This window comes from Pseudoxanthomonas yeongjuensis (assembly GCF_010093345.1).
GTDB classification, from domain to species: domain Bacteria; phylum Pseudomonadota; class Gammaproteobacteria; order Xanthomonadales; family Xanthomonadaceae; genus Pseudoxanthomonas_A; species Pseudoxanthomonas_A yeongjuensis.
Map to the genome: position 1 here is coordinate 93779 of NZ_PDWT01000005.1, position 17745 is coordinate 111523.

The 17745-nt window shown below is 67.6% G+C and carries 16 protein-coding genes; 11 read left to right on the forward strand and 5 right to left on the reverse strand.

Annotated features, from left to right (window positions below):
* Positions 1–105: 105 nt before the first annotated feature.
* Positions 106–645 carry a gamma carbonic anhydrase family protein gene (locus CSC74_RS13405; RefSeq protein ID WP_162314993.1) on the reverse strand — a complete coding sequence of 180 codons (540 nt, stop codon included), beginning with the start codon at positions 643–645 and terminating at the stop codon, positions 106–108.
* Positions 646–707: 62 nt separating this feature from the next.
* Between CSC74_RS13405 and CSC74_RS13410 the strand changes: the two genes are divergently transcribed.
* Both CSC74_RS13410 and xth read left to right on the forward strand, forming a co-directional pair.
* Positions 708–2117 (forward strand): coniferyl aldehyde dehydrogenase, encoded by a 1410-nt coding sequence (locus CSC74_RS13410; protein WP_162314994.1) that lies wholly within the window; start codon positions 708–710, stop codon positions 2115–2117.
* Between the two features lie 134 nt (positions 2118–2251).
* Positions 2252–3022, forward strand: coding sequence for an exodeoxyribonuclease III (gene xth / locus CSC74_RS13415; protein ID WP_162314995.1), 771 nt, complete (start codon positions 2252–2254; stop codon positions 3020–3022).
* A 129-nt stretch (positions 3023–3151) separates the two neighbouring features.
* On the opposite strand, the gene CSC74_RS13420 is transcribed toward xth, so the two are convergent.
* Positions 3152–3406: a GlsB/YeaQ/YmgE family stress response membrane protein gene (locus CSC74_RS13420; RefSeq protein WP_162314996.1), complete on the reverse strand. Its 255-nt coding sequence runs from the start codon at positions 3404–3406 to the stop codon at positions 3152–3154.
* 223 nt (positions 3407–3629) lie between these two features.
* Between CSC74_RS13420 and CSC74_RS13425 the strand changes: the two genes are divergently transcribed.
* The 9 genes from CSC74_RS13425 (at position 3630) to CSC74_RS13465 (ending at position 13336) form a co-directional block, all read left to right on the forward strand.
* The gene (locus tag CSC74_RS13425; protein ID WP_162315098.1) at positions 3630–4229 is read left to right on the forward strand and encodes a 4'-phosphopantetheinyl transferase family protein; all 600 of its coding nucleotides are present in this window, start codon (positions 3630–3632) and stop codon (positions 4227–4229) included.
* A 118-nt stretch (positions 4230–4347) separates the two neighbouring features.
* Complete coding sequence (gene rsmG / locus CSC74_RS13430; RefSeq protein WP_162314997.1) at positions 4348–5022, forward strand: 16S rRNA (guanine(527)-N(7))-methyltransferase RsmG; 675 nt, start codon at positions 4348–4350, stop codon at positions 5020–5022.
* Between the two features lie 178 nt (positions 5023–5200).
* A complete protein-coding gene (locus CSC74_RS13435; RefSeq protein ID WP_162314998.1) occupies positions 5201–6025 on the forward strand; it encodes a ParA family protein in 825 nt (274 codons plus the stop codon).
* Positions 6026–6940, forward strand: a complete 915-nt coding sequence (locus tag CSC74_RS13440; RefSeq protein WP_162314999.1) for a ParB/RepB/Spo0J family partition protein — start codon at positions 6026–6028, stop codon at positions 6938–6940. It abuts the gene before it with no gap.
* 136 nt (positions 6941–7076) lie between these two features.
* Positions 7077–8894 carry a DUF885 domain-containing protein gene (locus tag CSC74_RS13445; protein ID WP_162315000.1) on the forward strand — a complete coding sequence of 606 codons (1818 nt, stop codon included), beginning with the start codon at positions 7077–7079 and terminating at the stop codon, positions 8892–8894.
* Between the two features lie 321 nt (positions 8895–9215).
* Entirely contained in the window at positions 9216–9452 is a 237-nt protein-coding gene (gene rpmB, locus CSC74_RS13450; RefSeq protein WP_162315001.1) for a 50S ribosomal protein L28, read from the forward strand.
* 11 nt (positions 9453–9463) lie between these two features.
* Positions 9464–9628 (forward strand): 50S ribosomal protein L33, encoded by a 165-nt coding sequence (rpmG, locus tag CSC74_RS13455; protein ID WP_014159264.1) that lies wholly within the window; start codon positions 9464–9466, stop codon positions 9626–9628.
* A gap of 360 nt (positions 9629–9988) precedes the next feature.
* Positions 9989–11449, forward strand: coding sequence for a cardiolipin synthase (gene cls / locus CSC74_RS13460; protein ID WP_162315002.1), 1461 nt, complete (start codon positions 9989–9991; stop codon positions 11447–11449).
* Positions 11450–11944: 495 nt separating this feature from the next.
* Positions 11945–13336, forward strand: coding sequence for an FAD/NAD(P)-binding protein (locus tag CSC74_RS13465; RefSeq protein WP_162315003.1), 1392 nt, complete (start codon positions 11945–11947; stop codon positions 13334–13336).
* 66 nt (positions 13337–13402) lie between these two features.
* Here CSC74_RS13465 and CSC74_RS13470 read toward each other — a convergent pair whose 3' ends face one another.
* From CSC74_RS13470 to CSC74_RS13480, 3 genes are read right to left on the reverse strand one after another with little or no spacing between them, the layout of a single operon-like run.
* Positions 13403–13930: a gluconokinase gene (locus CSC74_RS13470; RefSeq protein WP_162315004.1), complete on the reverse strand. Its 528-nt coding sequence runs from the start codon at positions 13928–13930 to the stop codon at positions 13403–13405.
* Positions 13927–16329 carry a GH36-type glycosyl hydrolase domain-containing protein gene (locus CSC74_RS13475; protein WP_162315005.1) on the reverse strand — a complete coding sequence of 801 codons (2403 nt, stop codon included), beginning with the start codon at positions 16327–16329 and terminating at the stop codon, positions 13927–13929. Before CSC74_RS13475 ends, CSC74_RS13470 begins: the two co-directional genes overlap by 4 nt.
* The gene (locus CSC74_RS13480) at positions 16326–17699 is read right to left on the reverse strand and encodes an MFS transporter (RefSeq protein ID WP_162315006.1); all 1374 of its coding nucleotides are present in this window, start codon (positions 17697–17699) and stop codon (positions 16326–16328) included. Before CSC74_RS13480 ends, CSC74_RS13475 begins: the two co-directional genes overlap by 4 nt.
* Positions 17700–17745: the final 46 nt, after the last annotated feature.

Below are 17745 nucleotides of genomic sequence, written 5' to 3' on the forward strand. Positions count from 1 at the left end.
TTTTGATTTGCGCGAAGAGCATCCGAGCAAGCTCGGATCTACAAAGCGAAGAGCTCTTGGTTGTTTCGCGGTCGGATCGGAGAGCATCGCGCCCAAGGGGCGCTCCTACGGGGCGGCGTCGAGGTACTGGTCCTTCAGGCGCACGTAATGCTGCGCCGAATACAGCAGGCTCTCGATCTCCCTGTCGCCCAGCTTGCGCGCGAAGCGACCGGGGTTGCCCAGCCAGAGCTCGCCTTCGCCCACCACCTTGCCCGGGCCGATGATGGCGCCGGCGCCGACGAAACCATGGGTCATCACCGTGGCGCCATCCAGGATGCAGGCGCCCATGCCGATCAGGCAGCGGTCGCCGATGCTGCAGGCGTGGATGATGGTGCCGTGGCCGACGGTGACGTCCTCGCCGATCAGGGTCGGATGGCCGGCCTGGTTGTAGGGGCTGTGGTGGCTGACATGGATGATGGTGCCGTCCTGCACATTGGTGCGCGCGCCGATGCGGATGAAGTTCACGTCGCCGCGGATGACGGTGCCGGGCCAGATCGAAACATCGTCGCCCAGCTCCACGTCGCCGATGACGGTGGCGGCCGGGTCCAGGTAAACGCGTTGGCCGAGGGTGGGAAGCCGGCCAAGATAGGGGCGTAGTGCGGTCATCCTCGCATTGTAGTGGACAGGGGTGTGGGCAGGCCCGCGGAGCCCGGACTACACTGCGGCGTATGGAACCTTCAGCCGACACTCCCCGCACCGAATTGCCGCCCACCCTGGCCCGTTTGCGCGCGGCCTGGCAGGGCAGGCGCCCGGATTACCAACAACGCCGCGACGACCTGCAGCGCCTGCGCGACGCGCTGAAACGGCGTCTGGAGGAAATGGCCGAGACCATCGCTTCCGACTTCGGCCAGCGTTCGCGCCATGAGTCCCTGATCGCCGACGGCATGACCGTGCTCAACGAGATCGACCACCTGCGCAGCCACCTGCGCCGCTGGATGAAACCCCGGCGCGTCGGCGTGGGCTGGCGCTTCTGGCCGGCGCGCGCGGAGATCCGCTCCGAACCGGTCGGCGTGGTCGGGGTGATCGCGCCCTGGAACTATCCGGTCAACCTGGCCCTGATTCCGCTGGCCACCGCGATCGCCGCCGGCAACCACGTCTACCTGAAACCTTCCGAGCACACGCCCAACACCACCGGTTTCCTGCGCAGCCTCCTGGCCGAAGTGTTCCCCGCCGATCGCGTGGCCGTGGCCGCTGGTGGCGCAGAGGTGGCGGGCGCCTTCGCCGCGCTGCCGTTCGACCACCTGGTGTTCACCGGTTCCACCGCGGTCGGGCGCAAGGTCATGGCCGCGGCGGCGCCGAACCTCACCCCGCTGACCCTGGAGCTGGGCGGCAAGTCGCCAGCGATCGTTTGCGCGGATTTCCCGGTCGAACAGGCCGCGGCGCGGCTGGCCACCGGCAAGTGGTTCAACGGCGGCCAGACCTGCATCGCGCCGGACTATGTGCTGATCGACGAAGGCCGCGCGCCCGCGCTGGCCGAGGCCCTGCGCGAACAGGTGCGCGCCCGCTACGGCGCGCTCGCCGATTCGGCCGACTACACCCGCATCATCAACGACGGGCAGTACGCGCGCCTGCAAGGCTACCTGGAAGACGCGCGCGCGCGCGGCCTGCAGGTGCTGCCGCTGGGCGAAAACGGCAGGGACGGCGAACGCCTGTTCGCACCGACGCTGGTACTGGAGCCGGGCGACGACGCCAGGGTGATGCAGGAAGAGATCTTCGGGCCGATCCTGCCGATCAAGTCCTATCGCAACCTCGACGAGGCCATCGCCTACGTCAACGCGCACGACCGTCCGCTGTCGCTGTATCCCTTCAGCCACGACCGCGGCAAGGTCGAGAAGATCCTGCGCGGCACCCTGGCCGGCGGCGTCACCGTCAACGACACGGTGCTGCATTTCGGCATCAACGCCCTGCCCTTCGGCGGCATCGGCCCCAGCGGCATGGGCGCCTACCACGGTCGCGCCGGCTTCGACGCGATGAGCAAAGCCCTGCCGATCCTGTGGCAGCCGCGCCGCGCCGGCAGCGACATGCTGAAGCCGCCGTATTCGAAGGTGGCGCGCTTCATCGACTTCATCATCCGCTAGGCGGTCGGTCACACATCGCACATTCGCCCTCCGAAGGGACTTCCTTCCGGGCGTAGGAGCGGGCCTTGCCCGCGATGCCTTACCCTTGAGGCAAGAGCATCGCGGGCAAGGCCCGCTCCTACGGAATCGATGTCATGAAAATCGCCAGCTGGAACGTCAACTCGCTCAACGTGCGCCTGCCGCACCTGCAGCAATGGCTGGGCGCGTTCGCGCCGGACGTGGTCGGCATCCAGGAAACCAAGCTGGAGGACCACAAGTTCCCGGACACGGTGCTGGCCGAAGCGGGTTACCGCAGCGTGTTCGCCGGGCAGAAGACCTACAACGGCGTGGCCATCGTCTCGCGCCTGCCGATCGCCGACGTGCAGGTCGGGATCCCGAACTTCGAGGACGAACAGAAGCGCGCGATCGCCGCGACCGTGGGCGACACCCGCATCGTCAACCTGTACGTGGTCAACGGCCAGGACGTGGGCACCGACAAGTACGCCTACAAGCTGCGCTGGCTGGAAGCAGTCCACGCCTGGCTGGAACAGGAATTGCGCGAGCATCCGAAGCTGGTGGTGCTGGGCGATTTCAACATCGCGCCCGACGATCGCGACGTGCACGATCCTGCGGTATGGAACGATTCCCACATCCTCACCTCCACCGCCGAACGCGACGCGCTCAAGCGCCTGTACGCGCTGGGCCTGCACGATGGTTACCGCCTGCACCACGAGGAAGGCGGTGTGTTCAGCTGGTGGGACTACCGCATGGCCGGTTTCCGCCGCGACCTGGGCCTGCGCATCGACCTCACCCTGGTGTCCGAAGCGCTGCGCGAGCGCACGGCCTCCGCCGGCATCGACCGCGAACCGCGCACCTGGGAACGCCCGAGCGACCACGCGCCTGCGTGGGTGCAGCTCGAGGATTGATCCTCGCCGTTGCGGGATGGCTACCCACGGAAATGGCGCCAAACGAACAAAGGCCCGGCATTGCCGGGCCTTTGCGGTGCCACGAACCATGGGTGCGTCTTGTTAGCGCACGCGGTCGCAGCGAAACGTTTACCGCGCCTTGCCGCGCGTAAACAGGTTGACGATCAACAGCAGGACGACCGCGCCGATGAAGGCGGTGATCAGGAAGCCGAGGGTACCGCCCATGGCGAAACCGAGTTGCGGCAACAGCCAGCCGCCCAGGAAACCACCGATGATGCCGACGACCACGTTGAGGATGATGCCTTGCGAACCATCGCGCTTCATCACGATGCTGGCGAGCCAGCCTGCGATACCACCGACAATCAGATAGATCAGGAAATTCATCCAGTGTTCTCCTTTGTCACTTTCGGAAGGAGCCCCTGCATCTCTGCAGGAACCGTTGGGACGAGCTTCTCAAGTGGATCGATTTAAGGCTTCGATGCGTGAAGCCGCTGTTAAACCCGCGTCCTGGTGGGGCCTTCTCCTTCTTGCCCTGCTAGATAGCGCAAACCACTGGCGCATGCACGCCGCCGCGCAGCAGAAAACCGGCTTCGGCTACATTGGCACCATGCCCTTCACTCCACCGCCCACTCCCGCACGCCTGTGGCTGTTGCCGCACCCCCGCCGCGGACGCGGCGAGCCCGCGGCGCGGCCGTTGTTGTGCGAGGCACTGGCCTGCAGCGACGAGCAACTGCCGCTGCACCGCAGCCTGCAGGGGCGCCCGCTGCTGGGTCCGCCGTACGAACGCTTCGACACCGGCTGGAGCCACAGCGGCGAGGCGCTGCTGCTTGCCCTGGGCGAGTCCATCCAGCTCGGCGTGGATCTGGAACAGGTTCGCCCGCGACCGCGCGCGCGCGAACTCGCCCGGCGCTTCTTCCATGCCGACGAAGTGCGCTGGCTGGAAGCAGGCGCTGCCGACGCCATGGAATCCTCGTTCCTGCGCCTGTGGTGCGCCAAGGAGGCGCTGCTGAAGGCGCACGGCCAGGGCTTGTCGTTCGGCCTGGACAAGCTGGTCTTCGCCGAGCAGCAAAACACCATGAAACTGGTCGCCTGCGATGCCGCGCTCGGCGCGCCGGATGACTGGACCGTGCATGAGTGGACGCCGCTGGACGGCTACCGCGCCGCGCTGGCGTGGCGGCCGCTGACCGCCGGTGCAGGAGCGGTGTAGGAGCGGTGTAGGAGCGACGTGAGTCGCGACTTGACGCCTTGGATCAACACCCTTCGCGACTTACGTCGCTCCTACACCGCCCCTACGCCGGCACGGGATGGCTGCGATAATGTCGGCGATGAACAACCCTGCCTTCCCTGCCGCGCTGCGCGACGAACTCCATCGCGGCCTGACGGCATTGCATCTGGACGCCGACGCCCTGGCCCCGCCCTTGCTCGCCTACCTGGCCTTGCTGGATCGCTGGAACCGCACCTACAACCTGACCGCGATCCGCGACCCGGGCGAGATGGTGACGCGCCACTTGCTCGATTCGCTGGCGATGCATGCTTTCGTCGAGGACGGCGCGCTGGCCGACCTGGGCACCGGCCCCGGCCTTCCCGGCATCCCGCTGGCCATCGCCAAACCGCAATTGCAGGTCACCCTGGTGGAAAGCAACGGCAAGAAGGCGCGCTTCCTGCGCGAAGCCGTGCGCACGCTGGGCCTGGCCAATGCGCGCGTGGCCGAATCGCGGGCCGAGGCGCTGGACGTCCACGTCCATAACAGCGGGGTCGCCTACGACGCCATCACCGCGCGCGCGCTGGACACGCTGGCGGGAATCATCGGGGTCGGCGGGCATCTGCTGAAACCGGGCGGAAAGCTGCTGGCGATGAAAGGAATACGACCGGAAGAGGAAATCGCCGCCTTGCCGGCCGGCTGGACGGTTTCGGCCGTGCATCCCCTGGCCGTTCCCGGCCTGACGGGCGAACGGCATCTGGTCGTCGTGAGTCGCGAAGCGTCCCCGTCGAGCCAATAAGGTCCCCTGTGGGAGGGCTTCAGCCCCGACGCTCTTTCCGGAAAAGCGTCGGGGCTGAAGCCCTTCCCACATGTCGTCAGGCCCCGTTTTCCGCCCTTGGCGGACGGGGTTCCCCAAACTTGCCGCCTTCATCCCGCATAATCCCCGACCCACCAGGGTTCCACGAGGCGCTCCACACATGGCCCGTATCATCGCCATCGCCAACCAGAAAGGCGGGGTCGGCAAGACCACCACCGCGGTCAACCTGGCCGCCGCGCTGGCTCGTGCGCCCAAGCGCGTGCTGCTGGTGGACCTGGATTCGCAAGGCAACGCGACCATGGGCAGCGGCGTGGACAAGCGCGAGCTGGAAGCCTCCAGCTACGACGTGCTGCTGCAGGAAGCCGAAGCGCGCGCGGTGATCGTGAAGACCCCGGAAGACTTCGACCTGCTGCCGGGCAACATCGACCTGACCGCGGCCGAAATCCAGCTGATGCAGCTCGAGGATCGCGAACAGCGCCTGAAGCTGGCGCTGGATCCGCTGCGCGGCGATTACGACTTCATCCTCATTGATTGCCCGCCGGCTTTGTCGCTGCTCACCTTGAATGCATTGACCGCGGCCGACTCGGTGCTGGTGCCGATGCAGTGCGAGTACTACGCGCTGGAAGGCCTCAGCGCGCTGATCGAGACCATCGATGCGCTGAAGGCGCGGCTGAACCCGGCACTCGAGATCGAAGGCGTGCTGCGGACCATGTTCGACGTGCGCAACAACCTGGCCAATGCGGTCTCGGGCGAACTCACCAACCATTTCGGCGACAAGGTGTTCCGCACCATCGTGCCGCGCAACGTGCGCGTGGCCGAGGCGCCCAGCCACGGCCAGAGCATCGTCGGTTACGACCGCGCCTCGCGCGGCGGCGTCGCCTACCTGGGTCTGGCCGGCGAGATCCTGCGCCGCCAGTCCGAACGCAACAAGCAGCAAGTCCGACTGCAACCCCGGCTGCAACCCAGTTCTACGGAGAACGTGTAAATGCCTGCCCCCAAGAACATGCCGGCGAAAAAGCGCGGCCTCGGCCGCGGCCTGGAAGCCCTGCTCGGCCCCAAGGCCGCCGCGACCCCGCCGCCGGAAGCCCAGCCGGGCGAGGTCCTGCGCCAGATCCCGGTCAAGCAGCTGCAGCCCGGCAAGTACCAGCCGCGCATGGCCATGGACCCGGCCAAGCTGAGCGAACTGGCCGAGTCGATCAAGGCCCAGGGCGTGATCCAGCCGATCGTGGTCCGCGAGTTGTCCGCCGGAAAGTTCGAGATCGTGGCCGGCGAACGCCGCTGGCGCGCCTCGCAGGAAGCCGGCCTGGCCAGCGTGCCGGTGGTGGTGCGCGAGCTGGACGACCGCACCGTCATCGCCATGGCCCTGATCGAGAACATCCAGCGCGAGGACCTCAATCCGCTGGAGGAAGCGCAGTCGCTGCAGCGGCTGATCGGCGAGTTCTCGCTGACCCACGCCGAAGCCGCCGAAGCGGTCGGCCGTTCGCGCGCCGCGGTGTCCAACCTGCTGCGCCTGCTGGAGCTGCCGCCGGCTATCCGTGCGCTGCTGGAGGCGCGGCGTCTGGAAATGGGCCATGCGCGCGCATTGCTGACCCTGTCGCCGGAGCTGGCCAGCAAACTGGCCTCCGAAGCCGCCGACCAGGGCTGGTCGGTGCGCGAGGTCGAACACCGCGCACAGCAATTCGCCGCCGGCAAGGTGCCGGTCAATGGCGGCAAGAAGGCCAAGCCCGGCAAGGCCACGCCGCAGGCCGACATCGCCTCGCTGGAAACCGAGTTGTCCGAATCGCTGGGCACCAGGGTCGCCATCGCCCACGGCCGTGGCGGCAAGGGCAAGCTGGTGATCCACTACACCGACCTGGATACGCTGGACGGCGTGCTGGAAAGGCTGCGCGCGCCGCGCTGAAGCAGCCCCCGCTTTTGTAGGAGCGGGCCTTGCCCGCGATGCTCTTCGTAAGGATCGTGGATACGTACCGAAGAGCATCGCGCCCAAGGGGCGCTCCTACGATGCGACCCGTTCGCGCGTCATTGCCGTCGCAGCAATGCGATCATTCGTGCTTCCCTTGCTGCGGACAATCCTCGTGAAGCAATTCCTCATCCTTGCGCTGCTGGCGCTGTTCCTTGCCGGTACTCCCGCCGCGCCGGCGAAAGAGAGTCCTGCCGACCGGCAGTTCCAGTCCCTCTACGAGAAGGAATGGAAATGGCGCGTCGAGAGCTTCGGCAGCGTCGACGAGGACAGCGACAACAGCGCCGGCAACGACCACCTGCCGGACGTCGGCGCCACCGCCCAGGCCGAGCGGCTGAAGGTGTGGACCGATGTTCTGCGCCAGCTGGACACGATCGATCCGGCGGCGCTTTCGCCCGACAACCGCATCAACCTGGCCGTGTACCGGCCGCAGGTCGAGAACCTGGCTGCCGAAGTGCGCCTGCGCGGCTATGAAATGCCGTTCAATTCGGACTCCTCGTTCTGGTCCGACCTCGGCTTCATGGCCCGGCAGCAGATGCGCGGCGTCGGCGAATACGACGCCTACCTCGCCCGGCTCAACGACGTGCCGCGCTATTTCGACCAGCAGATCGACAACATGCGCGCCGGCCTGGCCCGCGGCTTCAGCGTGCCGCGCGCGGTGCTGGACGGCCGCGAGGTGTCGATCGCGTCGATGGCCGAGCTGAAGGATCCGACCGCCGCCAATTTCTACGAACCGTTCAAGCACTTGCCGGCGCAGATCCCGGCCGCCGAACAACAGCGCCTGCGCACTGCCGCCGCCGCCGCCATCGGCCAGCGCATGATCCCCGCCTACGCCAAACTGCTGAAATTCTTCCGTGAGGAATACGTGCCGCAGGCACGCACCACCCTGGCCGCCGAAGCCATGCCCGAGGGCCAGGCCTATTACCGCCAGCAGATCCGCGAATACACCACCCTGGACCTGGATCCGGAACAGATCCACCGGGTCGGCCTGGACGAAGTGGCGCGGATCCAGGCGCAGATGGACGCGATCATCAAGCAGGTCGGGTTCAAGGCCCCGCCCGGGGAGGAGGTGTTTCCCGCCTTCCTGCAGTTCCTGCGTACCGACCCGCAATTCTATGCAGCCACCCCGCAGGCCCTGCTGGACCGTGCCGCGTGGATCTCCAAGCGCGTCGATGGCCAGGTCGGCAAATTCATCGGCACCCTGCCGCGCGGCCGCTTCACCATCGTCCCGGTGCCCGCCGACATCGCCCCGTTCTGGACCTCCGGCCGCGGTGGCGCCGATACCTATTGGCTCAACACCTACAACCTGCCGGCGCGGCCGCTGTACAACCTGCCGGCGCTGACCCTGCATGAGTCCTCGCCCGGCCATTCGCTGCAGGGCGCGCTGGCGAAAGAGCAGGACGGGCAGCCCGAGTTCCGCCGCCGCAACTACATCTCCGCGTATGGAGAGGGCTGGGGCCTGTACAGCGAGAAGCTGGGCAAGGAAATGGGCATCTACGAGACCCCGTACGAGGATTTCGGCCGCCTGACCTACGAAATGTGGCGCGCCTGCCGGCTGGTGATCGACACCGGCCTGCACCACGAGGGCTGGACCCGCGACCAGGCCCTGGCCTACCTGCGCGACCGCACCGCGCTGAGCGAACACGAAATCACCACCGAAGTGGACCGCTACATCTCCTGGCCGGGCCAGGCCCTGAGCTACAAGCTGGGCGAACTGGCGATCGTGCGCCTGCGCGCCGAGGCCGAGGTCGAGCTGGGCGACCGTTTCGACATCAAGGCCTTCCACGACGCCGTGCTGCGCCAGGGCTCGGTGCCGTTGCCGGTGCTGGAACAGCAGATCCAGGCCTTCATCGCCGAGAGCAGGGCCAAGCCGCTGGCCAGGGCCGACGACTGAGGGTGGGGCCCGGGCGGCAATGACCCGGGCCGTCCTCGGCGGGCGAGCCTTCCCGCCCCACGGCCCGGCTGAGGGGCTGCCGGACTGCGGTGGCCCGGGCTTGGGCCCGGGCTAAGTGTTTGCGCCACAAGGGGAAGCCGGGCATAATGCGCGGCTCGCTGCGTCCGGATCCGTCCGGATTTGCGCCCGGAAGTGCGATTCCGGCCCGCCCCGGCAGTGGACCCATTACCCGTATCGCGCGATGGCCACCCCACCTGGAGCCGTCATCGGGGCCGCCGTCTCCCTGGCTAAGGGCGACAAAAACAACCATCGAGGTGCGTAATGTCCCGCGTATGCCAAGTGTCCGGCAAGCGTGTGATGACGGGTAACAACGTCAGCCACGCCAACAACAAAACCCGTCGTCGTTTCCTGCCCAACCTGCACGAGCGCCGCTTCTGGGTCGCCAGCGAAAACCGCTGGATCAAGCTGAAAGTATCCGCGCATTCGCTGCGCACCATCGACAAGAATGGCATCGACTCCGTTCTGAAAGAGCTGCGCGCGCGCGGCGAAAAGGTCTGAGGAGATAAGACATGGCAGGCAAACGCGACAAGATCCGTCTGATTTCCTCGGCCGGTACGGGCCACTTCTACACGACGGACAAGAACAAGAAGAACACCCCGGGCAAGATGGAAATGAGCAAGTACGACCCGGTCGTGCGCAAGCACGTCGTCTACAAGGAAGGCAAGATCAAGTGACGCATTGGCCCGCGCGCTAGCGCGGCTTTGCCAATGCGTCATCCCCGCGAAGGCGGGGATCCAGCGCCTTACAAGACAAACCCGCCGAAAGGCGGGTTTGTCGTATCCGGATTTCAAACTTGCGCCCCCCCCCTCTCCCCTTGCGGAAGAGGGACAGCTTCGCGCAGCGAAGCAGAGCCTGCCCCCGCGAAGGCGAGGGAGAGGGGTCTGTCGCGTAAAGCATGCCGGGCTTCGCCCGGGCACCTCTCATCCGCCCTTCGGGCACCTTCTCCCACAAGGGGAGAAGGACGCATCTCGACTTCAAGTCCTGGGGCGGATCACGCCTTTGTCGTTTCCCGCGCCAGCCCGCAGAATCGGCGCATGAACTCCCTCCTCCATCAGTTCGCCGATTGGGCGGCGCCGTTTTCCACCGGCGTCTGGCTGCTGGCGCTGGACTGGGTCATCCGCCTGGCCGCGCTGTTGTGGATCCCCACCCGCACCACCCCGGCCGCGGCACGCAGCTGGTTGTTGCTGGTGGGTTTCCTGCCGCTGGTGGGATTGCCGCTGTACCTGCTGTTCGGCCATCCGTGGCTGTCGCGCGAGCGCGTGCGCCGGCAGGCGCTGGCTTCCGAGGTAATCCGCGCGGAGCAGGCTCCGCATGGCGCATTGCGCTGGTCGCCCAGCGGATCACCCGACGGATCCGGCGCGGCCGTCGAAATGGTGCCGCTGGTCGAACGCCTGGGCGACTTCATGCCCACGCATGGCAATGCGGTGGAATTGCTGGACGACTACGACGCCTCGCTGCGCGCATTGCTGATCGACATCGACGGCGCCAGGGAACGCGCGCACCTGCTGTATTACCTGTTGTTCGACGACGCGGTCGGCGAAGCGGTCTGCCAGGCGCTGGAGCGCGCCGCCGCGCGTGGCGTGCACTGTCGGCTGCTGCTCGACGCGGTCGGCGCCAAACGCGGGCTGAAGCATTATGCGCGACGCCTGCGCGCGGCCGGCGTCGACCTGCAGGTGATGCTGCCGGGCGGTCTGCGCTGGCGCCGCAGCGGGCGCATGGACCTGCGCAACCACCGCAAGCTCGCGGTGATCGACAGCGGCGCGGGCTACGTCGGTTCGCAGAACCTGGCCGATGCGATGTTCGTGCGCGGTTTCCCCAATCGCGAACTGGTGGCGCGGGTGCAGGGGCCGGTGGTGGCGCACCTGGAAGGCGTGTTCGCCAGCGACTGGTATATCGAAACCGGCGAGCGCCTGCAGGTGAAGCCGGTGCCCGTCAGCAGCGATGCCAACGTGGCCATGCAACTGCTGCCCAGCGGTCCGGCGTATCCGTTCGGGAATGCGCGCGATACGGTCAACGCGTTGATCCATCTGGCCCGGCACAGGATCGTGCTGACCACGCCCTACTTCGTGCCCGACGACGCCACCCTCAGTGCGTTGCGCATCGCCGCGTTGTCCGGCGTGGAAGTGCAGCTGATCCTGTCGGCCAGCAACAACCAGCGATTGACCGCATGGGCGCAAGACTCGTACTACGACGAACTGCTGGCCAGCGGAGTGAGGATCGCCCTGTACCGGCCGCATTTCCTCCACGCCAAGCACTTGAGCGTGGACGACGACATCGCCCTGGTGGGTTCGATCAACCTGGACATCCGTTCGTTCGCGCTCAATGCCGAAATCGGCCTGCTCTGCTACGACCGCGAGGTGGTCGCGCGGATGCGCGAGGTGGAAGCCGATTACCTCGCCGATGCGGACACCGTCACCATGGAGCAGTGGCGCCGTCGTCCCGCCTGGCGACGCAGTCGCGAAGGCATCGCACGGTTGGCCGATTCGCTGATGTAGCGCTTTCCAGCATGCTTTTCCCCTCTCCCTTTACGGGAGAGGGAAAGGCGCGCAGCACCGAGGGAGAGGGTTCGGCTTTTGATCCTGCTCGCCGGTAGCCTTCCTTCCGAACCCGGAACGCCTGACGCAATCGGAAGCACCTTCGCTCCGTTCTCCCCTCTCCCGCCGCGCAAGCGCATCGACCCCGTATCAAGTGCTGGGCAAGCTCTCTCCCGCAAGGGGAGAGGTGGATCAAGCCAGCAATTTTTCCCCCTCTCCCTTTTCGGGAGAGGGAAAGGCGCGCAGCGCCGAGGGAGAGGGTTCGGCTTTTGATCTTGCTCGCCGATAGCCTTCCTTCCGAACCCGGAACGCTCGACACAATCGGAAACATCCTCGCTCCGTTCCCCTCTCCCGCCGCGCTAGCGCGGCGACCTCTCCCACGAGGGGAGGGGTGGACCAGGTCAATTCCCGGCAGCAAAAACCGGGCATCGCGGACCATCGCCTACAATATCGCCCATGACTGCAGATCAATCACTCGCCGATTTCGATATCGCCATCATCGGCGGTGGCGCCGGAGGCGTGCTCACCGCGATCCATGCGCTGCGCCTGGCCGATGCCGGTGCCCGCATCGCCTTGATCGAGCCCGTCGCGCGGTTGGCGCAAGGCGTGGCCTATGCCACCACCCATGGCGAACACCTGCTCAACGTGCCCGCGCGGCGCATGAGCGCGTACAAGGACCGGCCGGACGACTTCGTCGACTTCCTGGTGGCCAGCGAGGGCGAAGACGCGCGCGACGCTATCGCCGTGGCCTACGCCGAGCGTCGGCGCTACGGCGACTACCTGCGCGATCGCCTGCAGCTTGCGCGCAGCGGCAGCGCGGCGCATTTCGAGGTACTGCAGGATCGCGTCACCGGCATCGATGGCGAAGAGGGAAGCGGACGCCTGCGCCTGCAACTGGAATCGGGCACGGAGTTGCGCGCACGCGGCGCGGTGCTGGCGGTGGGCAACAATCCCAAGCCGTTGCCGGCGCGTGGCGCGGCCGGTCTGCCGGCGGGGTCGGTGCTGGAAGCCTGGGATTTCGATGCGATCAAGCGCATTCCCGCCGAGGCGGAAATCTGCATCGCCGGTTCCGGCCTGAGCATGGTCGATACCGTGCTGAGCCTGGCCGCCAACGACCATCGCGGCCGCATCCATGTGCTGTCGCGGCATGCGCTGCTGCCGCTGCCGCATACGAAGCACGCGGTGGCCGGATTCGAAGCGGAAACACTGTTGGCGATGCCGCTGCGCCAACGCATGCGCGCCCTGCGCGAAGCCGCACGCGATGCCGAACGACAGGGCCTGCCGTGGCAGGCAGTGATGGAAACCGCGCGCCCGCTGGTGCGGGAGTTGTGGTGCACGTTGAGCTACGACGAGCAGCGCCGATTCCTGCGCCATGTGGTCCGTTACTGGGACGTGCACCGTCATCGCATCGCCCCGCAGGTCCATGCGCAGCTCGAAACCTTGCAGGCCAGCGGCCAGTTGCGACTGCACCGTGGCCGCTTGCAGACCGTGGCCCGCGAAGGCACGCGCATCCGCGTCAGCGTGTCGATGCGCGACCGTCGCTCGCTGGAACTCGACGTGGACCGCATCGTCAATGCCACCGGCGTGGAGATGCGCGCGCAGCTGATGCGCAATCCGTTGCTGTCGGACCTGCTGGGCAAGGGATTCGCACGCCCGGGTCCGCACGGCATCGGCATCGACACCTGCGCCGAGGGCGAACTGGTCGATGCGCAGGGTCGCAACCTGCCCGCCATCGCCGTGGTCGGCAGCCTGCGCATCGGCAGGCTGTGGGAAAGCATCGCAGTGCCGGAGCTGCGTGGACAGGCGGAGACCGCCGCAAGACGGTTGCTGGCGCACGCTCGAGAGTAGGAGCGGGCCTTGCCCGCGATGCTCTTGCGCGAACTGGACGAAGGGCATCGCGCCCAAGGGGCGCTCCTACACCAAGTGGTCGTGCAAGGGTACGCCGAGGACCTGCAGTGCAAGACGCAGTTGCGCATCAGGCGGCAAGTCGACCGGTAGCACCACGACGTCGTCCTCGTCGCCGGGCTCCTCCAGCGTGGCGAACTGGCTGTCGAGCAGCGACACCGGCATGTAGTGGCCACTGCGACCGCGCATGCGTTCGCCGATCAGCGCCGCCTCGCCGCGCAGGAACAGGAATTGCAACGGCAAGCCCGCGGCGCGCAGCAGGTCGCGGTGCTGGCGGCGCAGTCCGGAGAAGGCCAGGGTCACGCGCGCTCCGTCGGCCACGCGGCGTTGCAGCTCGGTGGCGATACCCGCCGCCCACGGCTGGCGCATCTCGTCGGTCAGCGGCTCGCCTCGCGCCATCAACTCCCTGGCCTCATCGCTGTGGAAATCGTCGGCGTCGAGGAAGGTCGCCTCCCATGCCCCGGCCAGCGCGCGCGCCAGCGTGGTCTTGCCGCTGCCGGACACGCCCATCACCACGCCCCCGCGCACGCCGCTCATGCCGGCCCCGCCTCACCCGGTAATTCCACCCGGACCTGGTACTGCCGCCCCATCTCGATGCCGGAAAAGGCGTCGCCGTCCAGCCATCGGCCATCCACCGCGACCCGGGCCTCGGTGCGGCCGGCGACGCGCTCGATCTCCACTTCGAACTCGGCCCCGCGGAATCGCCGCCAAGCGCGCGCGCGCGGCCAGTGCGAGGGCAGTTGCGGCGCGAACCGCAGCGCCTGGCCGTCGCCGCGCAGGCCGAACAGTTCCTCCACCAGGCAGCGGTACATCCACGCCGCAGTGCCGGTGTTGAACAGCTGGCTGGAGCGGCCGGCGGTGCGCGGATGCAGGCGCCAGGCGCCGCGGTAGTAGTTGGGCACGAACACCGGCAGTTGTCCGCGCCGCAGGCAGTCCTCCAGGTCCGGGCCGGACAGCATCGCGCGCAACACGTTCCAGGCGCGGTCCGCTTCGCCGGCCTTGTACAGGCTGTGCAGGTAGAAGGCGGCGGCATGGTTGTAGACCGCGCCATTCTCGGCCGAGCCGGGGAATTTCTGGGTCAGCCGACCGATGTCGTCGCGCATGCCGGTGTATGGCGGGTCGAGCATGGCCACGCCGTACGGCGAGACCAGCTGCGCGTCGACCGCGGCCAGCAGGAGCGCGCGGCGCGGCGCATCGGCCGCGCCGCTGAGCATCGCCCAGCTCTGCGGGTTGAGGTAGATGCGGCCCTCGCTGTCGGCGCGCACGCCGAACACCACGCCGTCATCGGTGATGCCGCGGCCGTACCAGTCGCCATCCCACAGATGGGCGTTGACCGCGGCATTGAGCGCTTCGGCGCCGGCTTCGAAGCGCGCGGCCTGCGCAGCGCGTCCGTTGCGTGCGCAGACCGCGGCCCACAGCCGCAGCGCATGCGCGCTGGCCAGCGACAGCCAGCCGGAGACGCCTTGCCCCTTCCAGCCGACCATGTTCATCGGATCGCACCAGTCGCCCTGGGCGATGTAGCTGAGCCCGCGCGCGTCGCGCGCCTGCAGCAGCCAGTCCATCGCCCGGTCGATGCGTTCGGCGACGCTGGCCGCATCGCCCTCGCGGTCGGTCACCGTCGCCTCGAGCAGGGCGTCGTCGCCGGTCTCGTCCAGGTAGGCCTGCAGGCATACCGGCAGCCACACGCAGTGATCGGCATGCGGCACCTGGTTGATGTACTTCAGCTCCGCGCCTTCGATCAGCAGGATGCCGTCGGGCATCGCGCCGCCGGGCTCCTGCTGCGACAGCGCATGCAGGAAGGCGGCCCGCGCCGTCGCCGGCCGCAGGTAGGCCATGCCCATGTGGTCCTGCAGGTAGTTGCGGGTCTGCGGGTCGGTGGTCAGGCGGTTGCAATCGCCGTGGTAGTAGACCTGCCGCGGCAGCCAATGGTTGGCGAAGTCGTCCAGCCACGGATCCGGGGTCTCGATCCGCAGGCAGCCGCGGCCTTCGTCCAGATAGGACGCATGAGCCGTGGCGGCGTCGGCGAAACCATCCGCGGACAGGTAGCGCGCGCGCAGCGCGGCGGTCCCGGCGTCGTCGCGGGCTGGAGCGAAGACGAAGCGGAAGGTTTCTTCGCCCTCCGCCGCCAGGGCGATGCGGTACTGCAGCACCGCCGCCGGCATCTCGTACAGCGCATCGCCGCCCGCCAGCCGCTCATGCGCGGTGACGGCGGTCGGTGCGTGCAATCCACCCTCGCCCTCGAACGCGGCCTGGTTCGCTTCCCAGGCATCGGGCTGGCGCTCGTGCAGCAGCACGGTACGGTCCTTGAATTCGCGCTGGCGGAAATGGTCGACCACCTTCTGGTACGGGGTGACGCTGTCGCAAACGATCCCGCCCAGGTCGGCGCGATAGCGGCCGGACTGGTTCATCCACGACATGTAGCCGACCGGGAAGTACGGATACAGGCTGATCCGGCGCGCACGACCGCAACGGTTGCGCACGCGCACGGTCCACAGTTCGGCGACGTCCTCCACCGGCAATCGCACCGAGATCTCCACCTCGATGCCATCGCACTGCACCGTCCAGGCGACATCGCCTTGGCCGACCGAGAAGGAAAACGCATCCGGTGCGCGATTCACCGGCGCGTGCGGCGCCGAGAACAGCAGGTCGCTTTCCTCGTCCTTGACGTAGTAGAAGCGGCCGGGATGGTGCGTGTAGTACGGCTGCTCCGGCTGCATGAAGCTTTTGGCCTCCAGCGTCGGCGCGTGCGCGTACCTGGCCGGCTCCGGTTGCATGAACTGCGCGGTGGCGTAGCCGCGGCAATTCAGCTGCAGCAGCATCCGCCGGTTCCACAGGAAGGTGGAGGCCTGCGGCATCGCGGTGGGACTGGTCAGGACGAAGCGCCGGCCCTGTTCCTCGAAGCCGCAGATTCCGGTTCCGGAGGGAACGCCGCTCATGCCATCGCCTCGCGCCGCGCCTGCAGCTCGGCCTGCACCCGGGCCAGGGTCGGATCGTCGAGCGGATAGAAGCGCATCACCCAGGCCGCGACCAGCGCCACCACGCCCGGGATCACGGTCAGCAGCAGCACGATCCCGTGCCGCGACGCATCCGATTGCGCCTGGTTGGCGACATAACCCATCGCCGCCAGCATCCAGGCGATCACCGCGGAGGCCAGCGCACCGCCGAACTTCTGCGAGAACGCCGCCGCGGCGAAGGTCATCGCGGTGGCGCGGCGCCCGGTCTTCCATTCGGTGTAGTCGGCGCAGTCGGCATACATGGAGAACGCCAGCGGCGACTTCGGTCCGAGCAGCAGGCCGATCAGCAGGTTGAGCGCCAGCATCGTCCCGATCGCCTCCTTCGGCACGAAGTACATCGCGCAGCTGAGCACGCCGACACCGGCCATCAGCCAGATCAGCAGGCGCCGCTTGTCGATGAAGCGGGTCAGCAACGGGGTCGATGCCGCGCCCGCCGCCAGCGCCAGCGAATAGCTGCCGAGGAACAGCCCGGTCAGTTCCGGCCGCGCCACGTGGTACTTGAGGTAGTACACCAGCGAGCCGCTGCGCATCACGATCGTGACCATGATGATCAGCGCCAGCACGAACAGCACCAGCCATGGCCGGTTGCGCAGCAGGTCCAGCACATCCTGGCGCATCGTGCTGCGCTGCTGCGCTGGCGGCTCGATCCGCTCGCGCGTGGACAGGAATACCGCGGCGAAGCAGGCCGCCGCGATGATGCCGTACAGGCCCAGGGTCAACTGCCAGCCCAGCGGCTCGTTGCCGCGGCCGAGCCAGCGCACCAGGTCCAGGGTCAACCAGCTGACCACCGTGGTGCCGGCGAACGCGGCGATGAAACGGAAGCTGATCAGCGTGGTCCGCTGCTGGCTGTCGGCGGTCATCACGCCCGACAGCGCCGAGTACGGCATCGACAGGACGGTATAGGCCAGCATCATCAGGGTGAAGGTGGCATAGGCCCACAGCAGCCGGCCGCCGCCGTCCAGATCAGGCACGGTCCAGGTCAGCACGCCGGTGAAAGCCAGCGGCAACGCGCCGAACAGCAGGTACGGCCGGAACCGGCCCCAGCGGCTGCGGGTACGATCGGCGATGGCGCCCATGAAGGGATCGGTCACCGCATCGACCAGCTTGGTGACCAGCATCATGGTGCCGACCGCGCCGGCGGCCAGGCCCATCACGTCGGTGTAGAAGATCAACAGGAAGGCCGAGATATTGGCCCAGTAGAGGTTGAAGCCGAAGTCGCCGATGCCGTAGCCGATCTTCTCGTGCAGCGGCAGGCGCACGGCGGTCGCGCGCTTGTTCCCGGCTCCTGCCATGTCCTGATCCTGCCTCATGCCTTTGCCCCGGAAGACCGGCATGCCA

Excerpts from the sequence above, each read along its gene's own strand:
- CSC74_RS13435 (WP_162314998.1), top strand. The coding sequence starts at position 5,201 with ATGGCCCGTATCATCGCCATCGCCAACCAGAAAGGCGGGGTCGGCAAG.
- CSC74_RS13465 (WP_162315003.1), top strand. The coding sequence starts at position 11,945 with ATGACTGCAGATCAATCACTCGCCGATTTCGATATCGCCATCATCGGC.
- cls (WP_162315002.1), top strand. The coding sequence starts at position 9,989 with ATGAACTCCCTCCTCCATCAGTTCGCCGATTGGGCGGCGCCGTTTTCC.
- xth (WP_162314995.1), top strand. The coding sequence starts at position 2,252 with ATGAAAATCGCCAGCTGGAACGTCAACTCGCTCAACGTGCGCCTGCCG.
- CSC74_RS13470 (WP_162315004.1), bottom strand. The coding sequence starts at position 13,930 with ATGAGCGGCGTGCGCGGGGGCGTGGTGATGGGCGTGTCCGGCAGCGGC.
- CSC74_RS13410 (WP_162314994.1), top strand. The coding sequence starts at position 708 with ATGGAACCTTCAGCCGACACTCCCCGCACCGAATTGCCGCCCACCCTG.
- CSC74_RS13440 (WP_162314999.1), top strand. The coding sequence starts at position 6,026 with ATGCCTGCCCCCAAGAACATGCCGGCGAAAAAGCGCGGCCTCGGCCGC.
- CSC74_RS13475 (WP_162315005.1), bottom strand. The coding sequence starts at position 16,329 with ATGAGCGGCGTTCCCTCCGGAACCGGAATCTGCGGCTTCGAGGAACAG.
- CSC74_RS13445 (WP_162315000.1), top strand. The coding sequence starts at position 7,077 with ATGCGATCATTCGTGCTTCCCTTGCTGCGGACAATCCTCGTGAAGCAA.
- rsmG (WP_162314997.1), top strand. The coding sequence starts at position 4,348 with ATGAACAACCCTGCCTTCCCTGCCGCGCTGCGCGACGAACTCCATCGC.
- CSC74_RS13420 (WP_162314996.1), bottom strand. The coding sequence starts at position 3,406 with ATGAATTTCCTGATCTATCTGATTGTCGGTGGTATCGCAGGCTGGCTC.
- CSC74_RS13480 (WP_162315006.1), bottom strand. The coding sequence starts at position 17,699 with ATGGCAGGAGCCGGGAACAAGCGCGCGACCGCCGTGCGCCTGCCGCTG.
- CSC74_RS13405 (WP_162314993.1), bottom strand. The coding sequence starts at position 645 with ATGACCGCACTACGCCCCTATCTTGGCCGGCTTCCCACCCTCGGCCAA.
- rpmG (WP_014159264.1), top strand. The coding sequence starts at position 9,464 with ATGGCAGGCAAACGCGACAAGATCCGTCTGATTTCCTCGGCCGGTACG.
- rpmB (WP_162315001.1), top strand. The coding sequence starts at position 9,216 with ATGTCCCGCGTATGCCAAGTGTCCGGCAAGCGTGTGATGACGGGTAAC.
- CSC74_RS13425 (WP_162315098.1), top strand. The coding sequence starts at position 3,630 with ATGCCCTTCACTCCACCGCCCACTCCCGCACGCCTGTGGCTGTTGCCG.